The following is a 17,254-nucleotide window of genomic DNA, read 5'->3' on the forward strand; positions in this document are numbered from 1 at the left end:
TCCCTCGCGCCGACCGCAACCGAAGTCCCACGCGAATGGGACTTCGGTCACAAAGAATGCGAACGGTAGGGAAGGGGGTCGGAAAGGTGGAAAGGGGTGCGGCTCAGATGCCGAGGTCCTTGATGATCTTCGCGACATGGCCGGTGGCCTTGACGTTGTACAGGGCGCGCTCGACCTTGCCCTCCTCGTCGACGACGACCGTGGAGCGGATGACGCCGGTCACCGTCTTGCCGTAGAGCTTCTTCTCGCCGAATGCGCCGTATGCCTCAAGGACCTCCTTGGAGGGGTCACCGACGAGCGTGACCTTGAGGTCCTCCTTCTCGCGGAACTTGGCCAGCTTCTCGGGCGTGTCCGGGGACACGCCGATGACGTCGTAACCGGCGCCGGCGAGCAGCTCGAGGTTGTCGGTGAAGTCGCAGGCCTGCTTGGTGCAGCCTGGAGTGAGCGCGGCGGGGTAGAAGTACACGATCACCTTGCGGCCCTTGTGGTCCGCGAGCGAGACCTCGTTGCCGTCGGCGTCGGGAAGGGTGAAGGCGGGGGCGGTGTCGCCGGGCTGGAGTCGCTCGCTCATGGTTCTCCTCGGTGTGCTTCGGGGCGTACGGCGTCGAGCGTAATGGGGGTGCCGTCGGGTGCGGTGGCGGGTGAGCTGACAGACTGTCGACGAAGGATTACCGGACACGACGACGGAGGCAGCGCGGTGTCGGATGCCAGGACCCCTGCGCAGATCGAGGCGGACATCGTCCGCAGGCGCGAGCGGCTCGCCGAGACGCTCGACGAGATCGGTGTGCGTGTGCACCCGAAGACGGTCATCGGTGACGCGAAGGCCAAGGTCGCCTCGACGGTGGACCGGACGGCGGGGCGTGCTTTCGTCGCGGTGAACCGGTCCGTCTCGGACGTGAAGGCGAAGTTCGTGTCCGACGACGGTTCGCCCAGGCTGGAGCGGCTGGTGCCGGTGGCGCTGGTGGCGGTCGGTCTGGTGGGTCTGCTCGCCGTGTCGGCGCGCAGGCGCCGTTCGTGACCCTGGGGCCCGCGGTGGCGTCCGTGGCAGGTAGGTTCGTGGCGTGAGCGCCAAGAGCCATGAGCACAGCCCCCAGCACGACAAGCTGCCCATCCGGATGCTGCACGACCGTGTGCTGGTGAGGACCGACATCCCGGAGGGTGAGCGGCGTTCCACCGGCGGCATCGTCATTCCGGCCACCGCGGCGGTGGGCCGGCGTCTGTCCTGGGCCGAGGTGGTCGCGGTGGGGCAGAGCGTGCGGACGGTGGAGCCCGGGGACCGGGTGCTGTACGACCCGGAGGACCGGGCGGAGGTCGAGGTGCGCGGTGTCGCGTACGCGCTGATGCGGGAGCGGGATCTGCACGCGGTGGCGGCCGACCGTTTCCAGGGTTCCGAGGATTCGACGGGGCTGTATCTGTAGCGACCTGCGGCGCGTGCTGCGGTACGGGACTGCGGTCAGGGCCGGTGGCGGAGGTCACCGGCCCTTTCGTGTGCCCTGGTGGCGTCCTTTGCTACGTTGGAACGACCCCGACGAGACGCGCCGTACCGGGTAGGAAAAGACGACGCACCCCGTTGTTCGTCCGCGTTGTTCCGCGTCTCGGAGGTGCCGTCATGGCCTGGGTCCTGCTTGTCGTCGCCGGTCTGCTCGAGGTGGGCTGGTCGATAGGGATGAAGTTCACCGAGGGTTTCACCAGGCTGTGGCCGAGTGTGTTCACCGGTGCGGGGATCGTCGCGAGCATGTTGCTGCTGTCGTATGCGGCGAAGTCCCTGCCGATCGGTACGGCCTACGGGGTGTGGGTCGGGATCGGCGCGGCCGGTGCGGCCGTGGTCGGCATGGTGGTGCTCGACGAGCCGGTGACCGCCGCCCGGATCTTCTTCGTGTGTCTGCTGCTGGTCGCGGTGGTCGGTCTGAAGGCGACCTCGGGGCACTGAGCGGCTGCGGGCCGCCGAGTGCCCCGCGGTCGTCGGTCCGCCGGGCCGGTGCGGTTCAGTGCGGCCGGGCGGCCGGGTCGGTGGAGCCGATCGCGGGTGCCGCCGGGGCGGGGGTGGCCGGTGCGGCGGGTGCGGCCGGTGGGGCGGGTGCTGCGGGGCTGCCTGCTCCGTTCGGTGTGCGGGGGGTCTGCCTGGACGGTCCTTGGGGGCCGGTGCCGGGTCCTTCGACGGTGCCGGGACGGCGGCCCGTCCCGCCGGTTCCGTCGCGGCCGCTGCCGGCCTGTTCGCCGGGGTCGCGGGGCCGGTAGGGGTCCTCGGGGTTGCCGGACTCCGGGTGCTCGGGGTCCCGCTGTCCCGGCGGCGGCTCGTTCGAACCCGGCGCGAGACGCAGGTCGAAGCCCTGGACGGGGGTGCCCTCGAGGGCGGCGGCCGTGTACTGGCCCCAGATCTCCGCGGGGGCGCCACCGCCGTTGATGCGTGACATGCCCAGCGCCCCGTAGAGCGGCGTCTGCGCGCCGGTCTTCGGGTTCTGGCCCATGACGGCGACGACGGTGGCCAGTTCAGGGGTGTAGCCGGCGAACCAGGCGGCCCTGTCCTCCTCCGCGGTGCCGGTCTTGCCGGCGGCGGGGCGGCCGGCCGACTGGGCGGCGGAGCCGGTGCCGCCGTCGACGACGCCACGCAGGACGGCGGTGGTGGTGTCGGCGGCCTCGCGGCTGACGGCCTGTTCGGTCTCCGGTTCGGGGAGCGGGACCTCGGTGCCGTTCTTGGTGATGCTCTCGACGAGTGTGTGGTCGGTGTGTTCGCCGTGGTTCGCGAGGGTGGCGTACGCGCCCGCCATGTCGAGGACGCTGGCGGTGGCGGGGCCGAGGGCGATGGAGGGGGAGGGGCTGAGGTCCGGGGTGGTCTTCGGGAGGCCGAGGGCGATGGCGGTGTCCATGACGCGGGAGGGTCCGACGTCGACCGCCATCTGCGCGAAGACGGCGTTGACGGATTCGTCGGCGGCCCGGCGGACGGGGATGGGGCCGTAGGAGACGTCGTCCTCGTTCTCGGGGGCGTAGCGGGCGCCGGTCCAGCCCTGGACGGGGCGTTTGCTGTCGCCGACGTAGACGGTGTTGGGGTTGATGGGGTGGCCGTCCTGGGTGGTGGAGCGGTGCTCCACGGCGGCGGCGATGACGAACGGTTTGAAGGTCGAGCCGACCTGGTAGTCGCGGCGGGTGGCGTTGTTGACGAACTGTTTGGTGTAGTCGATGCCGCCGTACATGGCGACGACCTTGCCGGTGGACGGCTCTACGGAGACGCCGCCGACGCGGACGTTGCGGTCGGCCTCGCGTTCGCTGTCGAGTTCCGAGGTCACCTGCTCGTCGACGGCGGCGGAGAGTGCCTCCTGCTTGCCGCGCTGGAGTGTGGTGGTGATCCGGTGGCCGCCGGTGGCCAGGGTCTTCTCGTCGAGGATGCCGCGTGCCGCGAGGTACTCCTTGACGGCCTGGACGATGTAGCCGCCCTGGCCGGAGAGTCCACTGACGGGCCTGGCCCGCTCCGGCATCGGGAAGGTGAGGGCCGCCCGGTCCTCGGAGCTGAGCCACTTCTCCTTCACCATGCCGCCGAGTACGTACTTCCAGCGGGCGAGCGCCGCCTGCTTGTTCTCCGGGTAGGTCGCGACGTCGTAGGCGTTGGGCGCGTTGAGGAGGGAGGCGAGGTAGGCGCCCTGTGCGACGTCGAGGTCCTGGACGTCCTTGCCGTAGTAGGCGTGGGCGGCGGCCTGGATGCCGTAGGCGTTGCGGCCGAAGTAGCTGGTGTTGAGGTAGCCCTCGAGGATCTCGCTCTTGCTCTGGTTGCGGCCGAGTTTGATCGCGATGAAGAACTCCTTCACCTTGCGGGTGACGGTCTGTTCCTGGCCGAGGTAGTAGTTCTTGACGTACTGCTGGGTGATGGTGGAGCCGGACTGTTTGCCCTTGCCGGTGACGGTGTTCCAGGCGGCGCGCACCATGGCCATCGGGTCGATGGCGGGCGCGCTGTAGAAGTCGCGGTCCTCGGCGGCGAGTACGGCGCGCCGGACGGGCAGGGGGATCTTCTCGAGGGAGACGTTCTCGCGGTTGACGTCGCCGTCGCGGGCGATGTGGGTGCCGTCCTCGTAGAGGTAGACGTTGGTCTGGGCGGTGGCCGCGGCGTTGGCGGGCGGGATGTCGACGAGCAGGTAGCCGGTGACGAGGCCGCCGATGACGAGCAGTGAGGCGAACAGCAGGGCGCCGAGGGTGACGCGCCAGGTGGGGACGGCACGCCGCCAGCCGGTGCGCTTGGGGCGGGACGCGCGGCCCTTCTTCTTGCCGGTCTTCACGGCGGCGGTTGTGGCGCCGGCGTGTGCCTTGTGCGTGGAGGGGGCCGGCTCGTCGGCTTCCTCGTCGCCGTCGGGCTCCTCGCCCGCGGGGGTGGTGTCTTCCGCGGCGGGTGACTCGTCGTCCGCCTCGGCGGCCTCGTCGTCCGCGGGTGATTCGTCGTTGGCGCGTGTCTCGTCCGCGGCGGGTGCCTCCTCCGCCTCGGGGACCTCCTCCGCCTCGGGCGCCTCGTCCTCCCCGGCGGCCCGGGCCGTGTCGTCGGCGCCGGTCTTCCTGCGGGGCCGCTTGTCCGGGTCGGGCGGGCCGGCTGCCGTCGCGTCCCGGGGTGTCCAGCCCTGCTGCTGCGGCTCGTCGCTCATGGCACACATACTGCACTTTTTGGATCGATAACCCCCGTATCCGGGCGCTTCCGGCGTCGTAAATCCCCTCGCGATGGCCAGTCGCGCCGGGCTAGGCTCGTGCGCTTTGGTGCCCGGACGGACGCGTGGAGGGGAGTGGCCGTGAGGCTTTACGCGGTCGTCGCAGCGGGCGGGTTCCGGCGCTATGCGACGTATCGGGTGGCGACAGCGGCAGGGGTGTTCACCAACACCGTCTTCGGCTTCATCCTGGCGTACACCTATATCGCCCTGTGGGACGAGCGTCCGCAGCTCGGCGGGTACGACCAATCGGAAGCGCTCACCTATGTGTGGCTGGGTCAGGCGCTGCTGATGGCCTGCGCCATGATGGGCGGCGGTTTCGAGGACGAGCTGATCGAGCGGATCCGTACCGGCGACATCGCCATCGACCTCTACCGCCCCGCCGACCTCCAACTCTGGTGGCTCGCCGGAGACCTGGGCCGGGCCGCCTTCCATCTGCTCGGGCGGGGCATCGTGCCGATGGTGCTCGGCGCCCTGGCGTTCGACCTGGCACTGCCCGCGTCGCCGTGGATCTGGGCGGCGTTCCTCCTGTCCGTGGCGCTCGGTGTGGTGGTGAGCTTCGCGGTGCGGTTCCTGGTGTCGCTGTCGGCGTTCTGGCTGATGGACGGCGCCGGGGTGATGCAGATGTGCTGGCTGGCGGGACTCTTCTTCTCGGGGATGCTGCTGCCCCTGAGCCTCTTCCCGGGCCTGCTGGGCGAAGTCGCACGGGCACTGCCCTGGTCGTCGCTGCTCCAGGTGCCCGCGGATGTGTTCCTCGGCAAGCACACCGGCTGGGGCCTGCTCCAGGTGTACGCCTTCCAGGGCGGCTGGGCGCTCGCGCTCCTCGCGGCCGGACGGATGCTGCAGAGTGTGGCGACCCGCAGGGTGGTGGTCCAGGGTGGCTGACGCGCTCAGGGCGTACGGGCTGATCGTGGCGATGTGGGTGCGCTCGACGATGGCCTACCGCGCGTCGTTCGCGATGACGACGCTCGGGAACTTCGCGGCGACCGCGTTCGACTTCGTCGCGATCCTGCTCATGTTCTCGCACGTCGACGCGCTGGGCGGCTATTCGCTGCCCGAGATCGCGTTCCTCTACGGGACCACCAGCACCGCCTTCGGCCTCGCCGACCTCGTGATGGGCTCGATGGACCGGCTCGGGCGGCGGGTGCGCGACGGCACCCTGGACACCCTGCTGGTGCGGCCCGTGGCGGTCCTCGCCCAGGTCGCCGCCGACCGGTTCGCGCTGCGCCGGCTCGGCCGGGTGACGCAGGGGCTGATGGTCCTCGCGTACGCGCTGTGGACGCTCGACGTCGAGTGGACGGCGGCCAAGGCGGCCATGGTGCCGATGATGCTGCTGTGCGGCGGGGCGATCTTCGCGTCCGTGTTCGTGGCGGGCGGCGCGTTCCAGTTCTTCGCGCAGGACGCGGCCGAGGTGCAGAGCTCCTTCACGTACGGCGGGAACACGCTGCTGCAGTACCCGCCGTCGATCTTCGCGAAGGACCTGGTGCGCGGAGTGACGTTCGTCGTGCCGCTGGCCTTCGTCAACTGGATGCCGTCGCTGTACGTACTGGGCCGCGAGGACCCGCTCGGCCTGCCCGGCTGGTTCGCCCTGCTGCCGCCCGTCGTCGCCGCGGGCTGCCTCGGGCTCGCCGGACTGGCCTGGCGGGTCGGACTCCGTTCGTACCGCAGTACCGGAAGCTGAGGACACAGTGGATTTCATCGAACTGGACGGTGTCGAGAAGGTCTTCGACGTACGCCGCAAGGTCGGGCGGCTGCGCCGGGAGAAGTATCAGGTACGGGCGGTGGACGGGATCAGCTTCACCGTCCCGCGCGGCGAGATGGTCGGCTACATCGGCCCGAACGGTGCCGGCAAGTCCACCACGATCAAGATGCTCACCGGCATCCTCACGCCCAGCGGCGGCCGGCTCCGTGTCGCCGGCATCGACCCGTCGCGGGAGCGGACCCGGCTGGCCCAGCGGATCGGGGTGGTGTTCGGCCAGCGCACCACGCTGTGGTGGGACCTGCCGCTGCGCGACTCGTACCGCCTGATGCACCGCATGTACCGCATCCCCGACGCCACCTTCCGGCAGAACCTGGACCGCTGCGTCGAACTGCTGGACCTGGCCGAGCTGTTGGACGTGCCGGTGCGTCAGCTGTCGCTGGGGCAGCGGATGCGCGGCGACATCGCCGCGGCACTGCTGCACGACCCGGAGGTGCTGTACCTGGACGAGCCGACCATCGGCCTCGACGTGATCTCCAAGGCCAAGGTGCGGGAGTTCCTGCGCGACCTGAACGCGGAACGCGGCACGACGGTCCTGCTCACCACGCACGATCTGACCGACATCGAGCAGTTGTGCAAGCGGGTGATGGTCATCGACCACGGGCGGCTCATGTACGACGGGCCCCTGGCCGGGCTGCACGAGGTGGGCGAGAGCGAGCGCACCCTGGTCGTGGACCTGGAGCGGGAGCTGCCGCCGATCGAGATCGAGTCGGCGCGGACGCTGAAGGTGGAGGGACCGCGCCAGTGGCTGGCCTTCCCGGCCTCCGTCTCCGCGGCGCCCCTGGTGGCGGCGCTGGCCGAACGGTACCCGCTGGTGGACCTGTCGGTGCGGGAGCCGGACATCGAAGCGGTGATCGCGAAGATGTACGCGGAACGTTCTGCCGGACCGCTTGCTTGACTAGTCTGGCGGTATGACGAGCGAACTCCCTGAGATGCGTGCCTCCGATGCCGAGCGGGAGCGGGTCGCCGAGCGGTTGCGGGACGCCGTGGCCGAGGGCCGCCTCGACATGGAGGAGTTCGACCAGCGCCTGGACGCGGCCTACCGTGCGCGTACGCACGGCGACTTGGAACCGCTGGTACGTGACCTGCCGGCACCGGGCACGTCCGGCGCGGCGTCCGCCGTGACACCGGCGCGCGCCTCCTGGGCGGGCCGGGTCGGCGGCCCCGCGACCTCGAGCGGCGCGTTCTCCTTCTGGGGCGGTTTCTCGCGCCGGGGCACCTGGACGGTCGGCCGGAGGTTCACGGCGTTCACGCTGATGGGCGGCGGCGAGCTGGACCTGCGCGAGGCCCGTTTCGAGGACCGCGAGACCGTGATCGACTGCATCGCGATCATGGGCGGCGTGCAGGTCGTCGTCCCGCCCGGCCTGAACGTGGAGGTCAGAGGCATCGGCCTGATGGGCGGCTTCGACGAACACGGCAGCGTGGAGGCGGACCCGGACCCGGGCGCACCCCGCGTGATCATCAGAGGGCTGGCGCTGATGGGTGGCGTGGGCGTGGAACGCAAGCTCACGAGGGCGGAGAAGCAGCGCCTGAAGGCGGAGCGGGAGCGTGAGCGGAAGCTCGGCAAGGGCGACGACGGGCGGAAGGAACTGGGCGGCGGGGCATGACGGGGGCGCAGCCGCCGCGCGGGGCGTTGTCCCCGACCCGCCCCTTCGTGTAACCGGGCACCACCCCCGGCCCCCGCGCCTCGATCGCCGACGGGGCTGGAGTCGTCCCCAGGGGGCTGGATGTCGCTCCGCGGGATCAGCCTCAAGCCCGCCGCGGGCGGCGGGCAGCCCGGTCCTGTCAGAGCTTCGCCGGATCCACGGCGTGCCCCATCCGCGTGTACCCCGCGTCGCTCGGGTGCAGGTGGTCCCCCGAGTCGTACACCGGCCTCAGCCTGCGCGGCGCGTACGGATCGCGCAGCGCCCGGTCGAAGTCGACGACCGCGTCGAAGATGCCGCCCGTACGGATCGCCGTGTTGATCTTCAGACGCTCCGCGTCCGCCGCGGCCGTGCAGCGGGGGTGGCCGCCGCAGGGCGCCAGCGTGGAGCCGATCACGCGCCATCCGCGGGCGTGCGCGCGGTCGGCCAGCTCGGTCAGCCCCGCCGTCACGTCGAGGGCCGTGGGAGCGTGGGGTGCGCGCAGGACGTCGTTGATGCCGATGGCGACGATCACGGTACGGGCGCCGGACCGGGCCAGCACGTCGCGGTCGAAGCGTTCCAGGGTGCTGGGGCCGCGCCCGTACTCGAGGAGCCGGTTGCCGCTGATGCCCTGGTTGAGGACGCCGTAGCGGCCGCCGAGCCGGTCGGCGAGCACGTCGGGCCAGCGGTTGTCGTGGTCACGGGTCGCGGAGACCCCGTCGGTGATCGAGTCGCCGACGGCGACGATCGCGCCGCGCGCCTGGGCGGTGAGGACGTCGACGGCGGTGATGTGGTGCCAGGAGCGGATCCGCGTCGTGAACGCGTCGCCGCTCTCGTCCTGCGCGAGGTCGCCGTCCGCCAGGTAGGACGTCTGGACGGCGTGCGGGTGGGTGGTGACCGGGCCGCCGGGCGCCGGGGTGTGGACGGAGATCAGCAGGTCGCCGTCGTAAGGGATCCGCAGCACGACGGGATCGCTGACGATCTGCCCGCCCGGGCCGACGGTCGCCTCGTGTGCCCCGCCGAAGGTGATCCGGCGCAGGGTGCCGGCCACGGCGGCGGGCCCGTCGCCGGCGCGCACCGCGAGGGAGGCGCCGGTGATCAGCAGCGGCTGTGTGCCGTAGAGGTTGGAGAAGGTGACGCGGGCGGCGGTTCCGCCGATGCTGGTGTGCACGACGTTCCGTACGGAACGGCCCGCGCGGCCGCTGGGCCCGCCGACGGCGGAGGTGGCCGGTGCGGCGGAGACGGGGCTCGCCGACCAGGTGCCGATCCACACCGGTGTCGCGGACGGGGGCGTACGGACCTCGGGCCCCTTCTTGACGGTGCCGACTCCGAGGTAGATACCGCCGCACATAAGGGCGATCGTGGCCATAAGGGCAGCGAGGTTCACATACCCCTGACGCTTGTTCATGAACACATCATCCGGCATGGCCCGGGAACTCGATGTGCCGCCCGGGAGTACCTGATGTAGGGACGAGTGGTAGGGACATTGCGTGCGGAAGCAGCGCGGACGGGTGGAGCGGATGGAACGTACAGAACCGGATGAGCCGGGCGGCCCCGACCGGGCCGTGCGGGGCGGAGCCGTCGGAGGCGGCGGCACGCCCGGCGGTGGTCCGGACGGTGGCGCCGGGCGGCCCGGCCGGCCGGAGGGCGGGGTCGCGGCGTCGACGGCGCTGCCCGCCTTCGCGTACACCGAGGCCGACGAGGAGAAGCGGCGCGGCGTGCGGCGGATGAAGATGACCGCGACCGGTCTGCTGCTGGGCGTCGCACTCGTCTTCGTCCTCGCCACCTGGGCGAAGAACGCGGGCCTCGGCGGCTGGGCCGGCTACGTCGCGGCCGCAGCGGAGGCCGGCATGGTCGGCGCGCTCGCCGACTGGTTCGCCGTCACGGCCCTCTTCCGCCATCCCCTCGGCATCCCGATCCCGCACACCGCGATCATCCCGAACAAGAAGGACCAGCTCGGCGCGTCGCTCGGCTCGTTCGTCGGCGAGAACTTCCTCTCCGCCGACGTCGTGCGCGTCCGGCTGCGTGCCGTCGGCATCGGCAGCAGACTCGGCGCCTGGCTCGCCCAGCCCGCCCACGCCGACCGGGTCACCGCCGAACTGTCCACCGCGCTGCGCGGCGCGCTGACCGTGCTGCGCGACTCCGACGTGCAGGCGGTCGTCGGCGAGGCGATCACCCGCCGCGCGGAAGCCGTCGAGATCGCGCCCGGCATAGGGAAGACCCTCCAGAAGGTCGTCGCCGACGGCGCCCACCACCGTGCCGTCGACCTGATCTGCACCCGCGCCCACGACTGGCTGGTCTACCACTCCGACTCGGTGATGGACGCGGTCGAGGGCGGCGCCCCCGGCTGGACCCCGCGCTTCGTGGACAAGAAGATCGGCGAGCGTGTCTACAAGGAGCTGCTGCGTTTCGTCACCGAGATGCGCGACATGCCCGGCCATCCCGCGCGCGGGGCGATCGACCGCTTCCTCGGGGACTTCGCCGCCGACCTCCAGTCGGACACGGACACCCGCGCGCGCGTCGAGCGCATGAAGTCCGAGCTGCTGGCGCGCTCGGAGGTGCAGGACGTGATCGCGTCGGTCTGGTCCTCCGTACGCGCGATGATCATCTCGGCGGCCGAGGACGACCGCAGCGAGCTGCGCCTGCGGGCCCGCGCGTCGCTGCTGTCCCTGGGCTCGCGGCTGGCGACGGACAGCCGGCTCCAGGCGAAGGTGGACGGCTGGGTGGAGGACGCCGCGGTGTACGTGGTGACCACCTACCGCGGCGAGATCACGTCGCTCATCTCCGAGACCGTCGCCAGCTGGGACGCGGAGCACACCTCCCGGAAGATCGAGGCGCACATCGGCCGCGACCTGCAGTTCATCCGGATCAACGGCACGGTGGTCGGCGCACTGGCGGGCCTGGTCATCTACACCGTGGCGCACGCGCTGGGCGCGTGACCGGTCCCTGCCCGACAGTCACGCGCCCAACGCCTCTTGGGGAGGTACAGATGAATACGTGCGGGGGGCGGCAGATGTTCAGTCCGGGCCGGACCGTGTTCGGAGCCCGTGCCGTCAGCCGTGCCGCCACCGCACTTGCCCCGTCGCCCGTCCGGACACCGCTTGGCTCGTCCCTATGCCGGACATCGTGTGGGCTCGTCCCTGTGCCGGACGCGGTGTGGGCTCGTCCCCGTGCCGGACATCGTGTGGGCTCGTCCCCATGCCGGACATCGTGTGGGCTCGTCCCCGTGCCGGACGCGGTGTGCGCTCGTCCCCGTGGCGGGTCAGCTGCTGCGCCGGGTGACCGTCCACGAGGCCAGCGCCACTCCGGCGGCCACCGTGAACACCGCCGGCCAGGCGCCGACCTTCTTGGCGAGCGGGTGCGACCCGGCGAACGCGGCGACGTAGGCGGCGCTCAGCCCGGCGGCCGCCTTCGGCCCGGCGTCCTGGTGCCACTGCCGGGCGGCCACGGCACCCGCCGCGGCGAGCGCGACCCCGCCGAGGGGACGCTTCCTGGTCCAGCGGGCGACTCCGTACCCGCCGACGAGTCCGCCTGCCGCCACCGCCGCTGCTGGAACCCTGGCCATTGCTGCCGCCTCTCGCGCTTTCGCTGTCCTCGTGCCGACGTGCGGCCCGCGCCGACGGGGTCGTCGGCTGTACTCGGGTGCCGTCGTGCCGTCGTGCCGTCGTGCCGCCGTACGGCCGTGCCGTCGTGCGGTCACACGGCCCGTTGTGCCGTTGCGCCGTTCCGAGCCTAGGACGTCCCCGTCCTAGTGGAAGAGCTGGCCCCGCACCGCACCGTCGGGAAACTCCTCCGTGTGGATGTTGGAGTAGAAGCCCCACGGGTTGTCCCGGATCTCCTTGACCAGTCCGGCGTGCTGGTCGTGCAGCTGGCCGGAGACGGCGAACAGGCTTTCCGGTACCGGCTTGTCGAAGAAGCCCAGCACCACGTCGCCGTTCTTGCCGAAGTCGCCCTTGTGGATGTGGGCGGCGGCGGGGGCCTTGATGTCGGCCCAGGCGAGCGAGAAGTCGACGGTCGTCCCCTTGGGGTGCAGGAACGTCACCGCTTTCCCGTCCCGGTCGTTGACCTTCGTAGCGTCGTTGTTGGCGACCTCCTGCGCGCCGTTGGCCAGGGCACGAAGCTTGCCGCCCTTGATGATGTGGAGCGGGTTGATGTTCTCGTGGAGCTGCTTCAGCTGGCCGCGCACGGCTCCGCCGGGGAACTCCTCGCTGTGCAGGTTCATGTAGAACCCGGAGGGATGCTCGATCAGGCTCTTGGCGAGCGCGGCGTCCGTGACGGTCGTGTGCCCCGCCGCCGAATGCAGCGACTCGGGCATCGCGGTACCGAACAGCGGCACCTTCACATCGCCGTTCTGACCGGCGGCCCCCTCGTGGATGTGGCCCTGGCTCGGTACGAAGCCCTGCCACTGCATCGCGAAGACCACCCGGTCGCCCTTCACCTGCATCAGGGCGACCGCCTTGCCGTCGGGGTCGTTCACGGCCGCCCCGCTCGCGTCGGGGACCTCGTGCGCGCCGGTCATGACGACGGCGAACGTGACGGCCTTGCCATGGCTGGGTTTCGTGAACGTGGCGGCGGTCTGCGAACTGCTCCGCCCCCCTCCATGGCTGTCGTGCGCCACTGCGGGGACGACACCGGCCACGGCCAGCACGAGGGCGGCGGCCGGCACGGCGAGAGTGCGCTTGTGCATTGCGGATGAACCTCTCATTCGGGGCCGACCGGTCGTGGTCGGTCGGGGTCTTGTACGCGTCGCCCGGGCGGCCCGTTCAAATGAGGAATTCGCTGAATCCGATTGAACAGCCGCTCAGTCGAGGCCGTACCACCCGCCGTACGCACAGCTGTCCACCCACCCGGAAGCCGAGGAATCCCACCATGCGCAGCACCCGGAACCGTGGCCGCACCAAGGCCCTGATCGCAGCCCCGCTGATGGCGCTGGCGCTGCTCACCGTGACCGCGTGCGAGGACTCCGGCGGCTCGGGCCCGTCGTACGGAGCGGGCGCCGAGGGGCAGCCGGCGGACCGGGCTCCGGCCGCGTCCCCGGACGGATCGGGTGCGGAGGAACCCGCCGGTGAGCAGCCCGCCGCCGACGGGTCCACGGCCACGGCCCCGCCGAAGCAGCCGCCCGCCCCCGCCATCTCGGTCAGGACCGCGGAGTCGGACCTCGGCACGATCCTCGTCGACGACCAGGGCCGCACGCTGTACGGCTTCACCAAGGACAAGCCGGGCCGGGCCAACTGCGACTCCGACTGCATCGCGGTATGGCCGGCGTTGATCTCCGCCAAGGACGTGACGGCCGGCGAGGGCACGGACGCGTCGCTGCTGAAGGAGATCAAGCTCGGCGCGGGCGCCGAACAGGCGGTCTACGGCGACTGGCCGCTCTACTACTACGTGGGCGACGTGACGGCGGGGGATGTGAACGGCCAAGGTCTGGACGGCGAGTGGTTCGTGGTCGCGGCGGACGGCAAGCTCATCAAGTCGCATGCGTGACAGGCAGGTTGCCGCCACCGTCTCCGCTTCCTGCCGTCCGGTCAGGCTCCGCCCTGTGTGAAGCGTGACAGCAGGGCGCGCCCGCGGCCCCCGGTCGCACCCGCGGGAGCCGACGCGCGGAGCTGTCGCCATGTGGCGCGATGACAGCGGCCCTGAGGGCGGGACTTGAGGAAGTCGGCGTAGGGGACCGGACGCGGGGGGACACCGATCTCCACCCAGTGGTCACGACCGGAGACATGGTCCCAGCCGGCGTTGGGGATGCGGATGTGGTCCGCGCGGCCGTCCTTGTTCTTCGAGGTGATCTGGAGGACCTCGGCGTGGCCGGCGCGCGTCCGGAGGACCACGCAGTAGTGCTGCGCCGCCTGGTCCGACTCCCGGTACGGGACCATCGCGAGCCACACCTCGCCGCGGGCCGGCCGGCGGCCCAGCCGGCTGCCGGGGGCCCGGTTCGCGCGGGCCGCGTCCCACCAGCGGATCCCGCGGTGGACGACGAACGCGGCGACACCCGTCGCTCCGCTCACGGCGAGGCCGCGGATGTTCCAGTACGGCGAGTCGACCTGTGCCTCGGCCCAGAGCATCGCGGACCAGCCGGCGCCCAGATAGAGGGCGGTGCGGCCGAGGACCACCCACCACACGAACCGCCGGCTACGGCCGGAGAACACGGCGAGGACGGCGGCGGTCACCACGGAGACGCCGTACACGGCGAGGTACTGGCCCGCCCCGCTCAGCTTCTGGGGTGGCGTCTGGACCGACAGCAGATCGGGCATGAGCACCGGCTGCGCCAGCAGACTGCCGACGACGACGCACACCACCAGTATCAAGAACCCCGCGCAGCCGATCCCTGCGCAGGACGTGTCGTCACGTCGGGCCACGAGCCCTCCCCCCTGATCCCCGCGTTCCCCCGCGTCGGCGGCATCCCGCACTCCCTGACCGGAAGGGTAGGGCAAGAGGGGGCCCGGCGAAGGAGTTCTCGGCAGCCGGACCAGGCACGGTGCCGGTGCCTCCGGAGGCTGGGCCGTCCCTTCCGGAGCCTTTGGGACCTGGGGCGTTCGGTGCCGGGAGCCTTCGGTGCCCCGGTCGTGGTGCCCGGTGCCTACGGCAGCTGCGCCAGGAACTCCCGTACGGCCGTGGCGAACTCCGCCGGAGCCGTGTCGTGCACCGTGTGGCCGGTGGGGAGTGACACGAGCCGGGTGTTCTTGCGGCGGATGGTCATGGCCGCCGCGTGCTCCGCGCCGAGCACATCGCTGTCCGTGCCGTGGACGAGCAGCGCGGGGCAGTCGCTCGCCAGCCAGTCGTCCCAGTGGTCGCCCCGGACGTGCGCGTGCGAGGTGACCATGTCCCGCGGTTCGAAGGCGAGGCCCCAGCCGTCCGGGTGTTCCCGTACGGCGTCCGCCAGGTAGCGGACGGCGTCCCCGAGAGCCTCGACCAGTGCCGCGCGGGTCGGCGCCCGGCGCGGCCACGACAGGCAGAACGACAGGTCGTCCGCCACGACCGCGCCTACGTCCTCGATGACGAGCGCGCGCACCGCCTGCGGGTGGCGGGCCGCGAGCTGGTACGCGTTGAGGCCGCCCAGCGAGTGCCCGAGCACCACGACTTCCTCCAGCCCGAGGTGCTCGAGAAGCGCCACCGCGTCCCGCACGTAGCCGTCCCGGTCGTACTCGGGTGTCCGGTCCGACCGGCCGTGGCCGCGCTGGTCGAGGGCGATGACCCGCCAGTCGGGGGCGAGCGCGGCGGCGAGGGCGGTGAACGTACGGCCTTCGCAGAAGTGCCCGTGCAGGGCGAGCAGCGGCCGGCCAGGCCCTCCGAAGTCCAGGTAGGAGAGCCGGTGCCCGCCCGCGTCGAAGGCCGCACGTATCGGTTCCTCCGGCTGCCGCGCGCCTGTCGGGCCGCCGGCCAGATGGGCGTGGACCCGGCCGCGCAGCAACTCGTACTCCTCCGCGCGACGCCGGGGCCGGCCCGCGGGCCTGGTGACGCTACGCCCGGCGGTGACGGTCTGGCCGAGCCGGAACTGGTCCCGGGTGAAGTCGATCTCGGTGCCGTCGGGGAGCCGGTTCCACCAGTGGAAGCCGTGCTGATCACCGCCCAGGTGCACCTCGCCGACGACGAGATCACCGCCGAGCAGGTCGTGCACGACCAGGGCCGTGATGTCGCAGTGTCCCCAGGCCGGGTTGTCGCCGCTCCACCCGGCGCGTTCGAGATCGTCGGGGGAACAGGTGTCGGCCGCCCAGGAGGCGCGCAGAGCGTTCTCGATGCCGGTCAGGGTGTACGGTGCCATGCGATGCAGGATGCCGCAGGGCACTGACAACGGGTGCGCCGGTGCTTCGTGCGCGACACGAACAGGCAGGTGGTTGACGTGCCGTGCCGCCGCTGAGCCCACTCAGCGGGACCGGTCGTCCACCTGCACCAACGCATGCGTCCCGCTGGTGCGCCACGCCTCGCCGCTCCCCTCGAGCGCGGTCAGCACGTCGCGGTCCAGGCCGGTGATCACGTCCGACTTCAACGTGCGCAGCGCCGCGACCGGGCCCGGCCAGTACGCCGTCCGCTCCGCGAAGGGTGTGGTCGGGGACCACAGTTGGTCACCGACGAGGCGGCGGTAGTTCAGGTCGCCCTTCAATACGGTCACCGTGGCGGCCGCGAACTGCTCCCGCAGGTCGTCGGGCATCGCGCTGTACGGGAACGGGGCGCAGAAGAACTCGTGCGCGCCGACCCTCAGCCGTCCGTCGGCCATCGCGGCCCACAGGCGCCGGCCGGTCTCCGCGGCGTAACCGGCAGCGGGCGCGTGGGCGAGCCGGCGCAGGCTGTGGATGACGTCCGACATGGTCGCGTCGGAGATGTAGTACGGCTGCGGCTTCACATGAAGGACCACTTCCGCGGCCCGCTCCGTGTGCAGCAGGTGGTCGACGAGGACGAGGTCCGGGATCAGCTCCCGGCCCGCGTTGTCCGCGACGAGGTGCACGGTGGCCCCGCCGCCGACCGGCAGGAGGGACCACAGCCGTGCACTCTCGTCGGCGACGAGCCCCGAATCCGCGCGGAGGGCCGTCGACTCGTGGGCACCGCCGGAGTCGATACGAAAGCCGAGGTCCGCGCGGTTTCCCCAGAGGGATCCCAGGAGGAGCGCGGCGGCCTGGACGTCGGCGGGCCGTCCGGACAGGTCGTCGAGGGCGGTGAGTTCCTCGTCGACCAGCTTGCCGGCCAGTTCGGCGGCCTTGAAGGGGCCGAAGGGATCGATGCCATGCCAAGGGCCGGGCGTGAAGTAACCCAGCGCGCCGAGGAGTTTGCGGTAGAAGTAGCTCTCGGCCCACAGGAACGGAACGTCGAACCAGGACCGGCCGAAGTAACCCTGCCCCCACGCCGCCCACCGCTCGCGGTCGTGCGCGTCCGCGCCGAGCGGCTCGATCACGCCTTCGGTGGCCTCGGCGAGCAGAGCGTCGAGGGCGGCGTGCTGCGCGGGCCCGAGGGGGAACGCGTCGCGCACCTGCCGGATCAGCACGGGGTGGCGTTCGGCCAGGACGGCCCGGGCGAACGACCCGGGTCCGTTGCTCAGAATCACGGGCGCGGCGGGCGGCGTGGACGTGTCGGGTGAGCCGGGCACGCGGGGTGCGTCGGCGTCGTTCGCGGGCATCGGGTTCACGTACTCCTCGGTCGTCAGGGGCCACCGGGGCCGGTGCGGGCGGACCGGGCTTGCGGGGCCGTCCCGCGCGTCGCCCTGC

General features: G+C 71.6%; 17 protein-coding genes and 1 riboswitch. Of the genes, 9 read left to right on the forward strand and 8 right to left on the reverse strand.

All coding sequences use genetic code 11. The annotated features are described in order from the left end of the window. Window positions 1–103 precede the first annotated feature (103 nt). Complete coding sequence (bcp, locus tag SPRI_RS23045) at window positions 104–571, reverse strand: thioredoxin-dependent thiol peroxidase (protein WP_005317034.1); 468 nt, start codon at window positions 569–571, stop codon at window positions 104–106. Window positions 572–697: 126 nt separating this feature from the next. On the opposite strand from bcp, the gene SPRI_RS23050 reads away from it, so the two are divergent. From SPRI_RS23050 to SPRI_RS23060, 3 genes are all read left to right on the forward strand, one after another. Then, the gene (locus SPRI_RS23050) at window positions 698–1,018 is read left to right on the forward strand and encodes a DUF3618 domain-containing protein (protein WP_005317036.1); all 321 of its coding nucleotides are present in this window, start codon (window positions 698–700) and stop codon (window positions 1,016–1,018) included. Between the two features lie 43 nt (window positions 1,019–1,061). After that, on the forward strand, window positions 1,062–1,418 hold the full coding sequence (locus SPRI_RS23055; protein WP_005317038.1) for a GroES family chaperonin: 357 nt from the start codon (window positions 1,062–1,064) through the stop codon (window positions 1,416–1,418). 89 nt (window positions 1,419–1,507) lie between these two features. Further along, a riboswitch (guanidine-III (ykkC-III) riboswitch) is annotated at window positions 1,508–1,567 on the forward strand. Between the two features lie 42 nt (window positions 1,568–1,609). Then, the gene (locus tag SPRI_RS23060) at window positions 1,610–1,930 is read left to right on the forward strand and encodes a DMT family transporter (protein ID WP_005317040.1); all 321 of its coding nucleotides are present in this window, start codon (window positions 1,610–1,612) and stop codon (window positions 1,928–1,930) included. 55 nt (window positions 1,931–1,985) lie between these two features. On the opposite strand, the gene SPRI_RS23065 is transcribed toward SPRI_RS23060, so the two are convergent. Next, on the reverse strand, window positions 1,986–4,622 hold the full coding sequence (locus SPRI_RS23065) for a transglycosylase domain-containing protein (protein WP_005317042.1): 2,637 nt from the start codon (window positions 4,620–4,622) through the stop codon (window positions 1,986–1,988). Between the two features lie 141 nt (window positions 4,623–4,763). On the opposite strand from SPRI_RS23065, the gene SPRI_RS23070 reads away from it, so the two are divergent. The 4 genes from SPRI_RS23070 to SPRI_RS23085 are packed head-to-tail and all read left to right on the forward strand — an operon-like array spanning window position 4,764 to window position 8,045. After that, window positions 4,764–5,564, forward strand: a complete 801-nt coding sequence (locus SPRI_RS23070; RefSeq protein ID WP_037776746.1) for an ABC transporter permease — start codon at window positions 4,764–4,766, stop codon at window positions 5,562–5,564. Then, complete coding sequence (locus SPRI_RS23075) at window positions 5,557–6,360, forward strand: ABC transporter permease (protein ID WP_397941560.1); 804 nt, start codon at window positions 5,557–5,559, stop codon at window positions 6,358–6,360. The genes SPRI_RS23070 and SPRI_RS23075 overlap by 8 nt, the downstream gene beginning before the upstream one ends. 7 nt (window positions 6,361–6,367) lie before the next feature. Next, window positions 6,368–7,336 carry an ABC transporter ATP-binding protein gene (locus tag SPRI_RS23080; RefSeq protein ID WP_005317047.1) on the forward strand — a complete coding sequence of 323 codons (969 nt, stop codon included), beginning with the start codon at window positions 6,368–6,370 and terminating at the stop codon, window positions 7,334–7,336. Window positions 7,337–7,349: 13 nt separating this feature from the next. Next, window positions 7,350–8,045, forward strand: coding sequence for a DUF1707 SHOCT-like domain-containing protein (locus tag SPRI_RS23085; RefSeq protein WP_053557253.1), 696 nt, complete (start codon window positions 7,350–7,352; stop codon window positions 8,043–8,045). A 178-nt stretch (window positions 8,046–8,223) separates the two neighbouring features. On the opposite strand, the gene SPRI_RS23090 is transcribed toward SPRI_RS23085, so the two are convergent. Further along, window positions 8,224–9,468: an SGNH/GDSL hydrolase family protein gene (locus SPRI_RS23090; RefSeq protein WP_037774557.1), complete on the reverse strand. Its 1,245-nt coding sequence runs from the start codon at window positions 9,466–9,468 to the stop codon at window positions 8,224–8,226. Between the two features lie 112 nt (window positions 9,469–9,580). On the opposite strand from SPRI_RS23090, the gene SPRI_RS23095 reads away from it, so the two are divergent. Continuing rightward, window positions 9,581–10,999: a DUF445 domain-containing protein gene (locus SPRI_RS23095; RefSeq protein WP_037774558.1), complete on the forward strand. Its 1,419-nt coding sequence runs from the start codon at window positions 9,581–9,583 to the stop codon at window positions 10,997–10,999. Between the two features lie 323 nt (window positions 11,000–11,322). On the opposite strand, the gene SPRI_RS23100 is transcribed toward SPRI_RS23095, so the two are convergent. Continuing rightward, a complete protein-coding gene (locus SPRI_RS23100) occupies window positions 11,323–11,625 on the reverse strand; it encodes a hypothetical protein (RefSeq protein ID WP_037774561.1) in 303 nt (100 codons plus the stop codon). Between the two features lie 183 nt (window positions 11,626–11,808). Beyond that, entirely contained in the window at window positions 11,809–12,747 is a 939-nt protein-coding gene (locus SPRI_RS23105; protein ID WP_037774563.1) for a CHRD domain-containing protein, read from the reverse strand. Window positions 12,748–12,929: 182 nt separating this feature from the next. Between SPRI_RS23105 and SPRI_RS23110 the strand changes: the two genes are divergently transcribed. Beyond that, complete coding sequence (locus SPRI_RS23110) at window positions 12,930–13,544, forward strand: COG4315 family predicted lipoprotein (RefSeq protein ID WP_050791554.1); 615 nt, start codon at window positions 12,930–12,932, stop codon at window positions 13,542–13,544. A gap of 41 nt (window positions 13,545–13,585) precedes the next feature. On the opposite strand, the gene SPRI_RS23115 is transcribed toward SPRI_RS23110, so the two are convergent. From SPRI_RS23115 to SPRI_RS23125, 3 genes are all read right to left on the reverse strand, one after another. Then, the gene (locus SPRI_RS23115; protein ID WP_050791555.1) at window positions 13,586–14,416 is read right to left on the reverse strand and encodes a type II toxin-antitoxin system PemK/MazF family toxin; all 831 of its coding nucleotides are present in this window, start codon (window positions 14,414–14,416) and stop codon (window positions 13,586–13,588) included. A gap of 221 nt (window positions 14,417–14,637) precedes the next feature. After that, the gene (locus SPRI_RS40040; RefSeq protein WP_078535514.1) at window positions 14,638–15,819 is read right to left on the reverse strand and encodes an alpha/beta fold hydrolase; all 1,182 of its coding nucleotides are present in this window, start codon (window positions 15,817–15,819) and stop codon (window positions 14,638–14,640) included. 102 nt (window positions 15,820–15,921) lie between these two features. Next, on the reverse strand, window positions 15,922–17,166 hold the full coding sequence (locus SPRI_RS23125; protein ID WP_050791734.1) for a damage-control phosphatase ARMT1 family protein: 1,245 nt from the start codon (window positions 17,164–17,166) through the stop codon (window positions 15,922–15,924). Between the last annotated feature and the right edge of the window lie 88 nt (window positions 17,167–17,254).

Source organism: Streptomyces pristinaespiralis (genome assembly GCF_001278075.1).
Taxonomy (GTDB): Bacteria; Actinomycetota; Actinomycetes; order Streptomycetales; family Streptomycetaceae; genus Streptomyces; species Streptomyces pristinaespiralis.

Coding starts and splice junctions, on each gene's coding strand:
- SPRI_RS23110 (WP_050791554.1), top strand. CDS start 12,930: ATGCGCAGCACCCGGAACCGTGGCCGCACCAAGGCCCTGATCGCAGCC.
- SPRI_RS23100 (WP_037774561.1), bottom strand. CDS start 11,625: ATGGCCAGGGTTCCAGCAGCGGCGGTGGCGGCAGGCGGACTCGTCGGC.
- SPRI_RS23060 (WP_005317040.1), top strand. CDS start 1,610: ATGGCCTGGGTCCTGCTTGTCGTCGCCGGTCTGCTCGAGGTGGGCTGG.
- bcp (WP_005317034.1), bottom strand. CDS start 571: ATGAGCGAGCGACTCCAGCCCGGCGACACCGCCCCCGCCTTCACCCTT.
- SPRI_RS23095 (WP_037774558.1), top strand. CDS start 9,581: ATGGAACGTACAGAACCGGATGAGCCGGGCGGCCCCGACCGGGCCGTG.
- SPRI_RS23085 (WP_053557253.1), top strand. CDS start 7,350: ATGACGAGCGAACTCCCTGAGATGCGTGCCTCCGATGCCGAGCGGGAG.
- SPRI_RS23105 (WP_037774563.1), bottom strand. CDS start 12,747: ATGCACAAGCGCACTCTCGCCGTGCCGGCCGCCGCCCTCGTGCTGGCC.
- SPRI_RS40040 (WP_078535514.1), bottom strand. CDS start 15,819: ATGGCACCGTACACCCTGACCGGCATCGAGAACGCTCTGCGCGCCTCC.
- SPRI_RS23065 (WP_005317042.1), bottom strand. CDS start 4,622: ATGAGCGACGAGCCGCAGCAGCAGGGCTGGACACCCCGGGACGCGACG.
- SPRI_RS23090 (WP_037774557.1), bottom strand. CDS start 9,468: ATGAACAAGCGTCAGGGGTATGTGAACCTCGCTGCCCTTATGGCCACG.
- SPRI_RS23125 (WP_050791734.1), bottom strand. CDS start 17,166: ATGCCCGCGAACGACGCCGACGCACCCCGCGTGCCCGGCTCACCCGAC.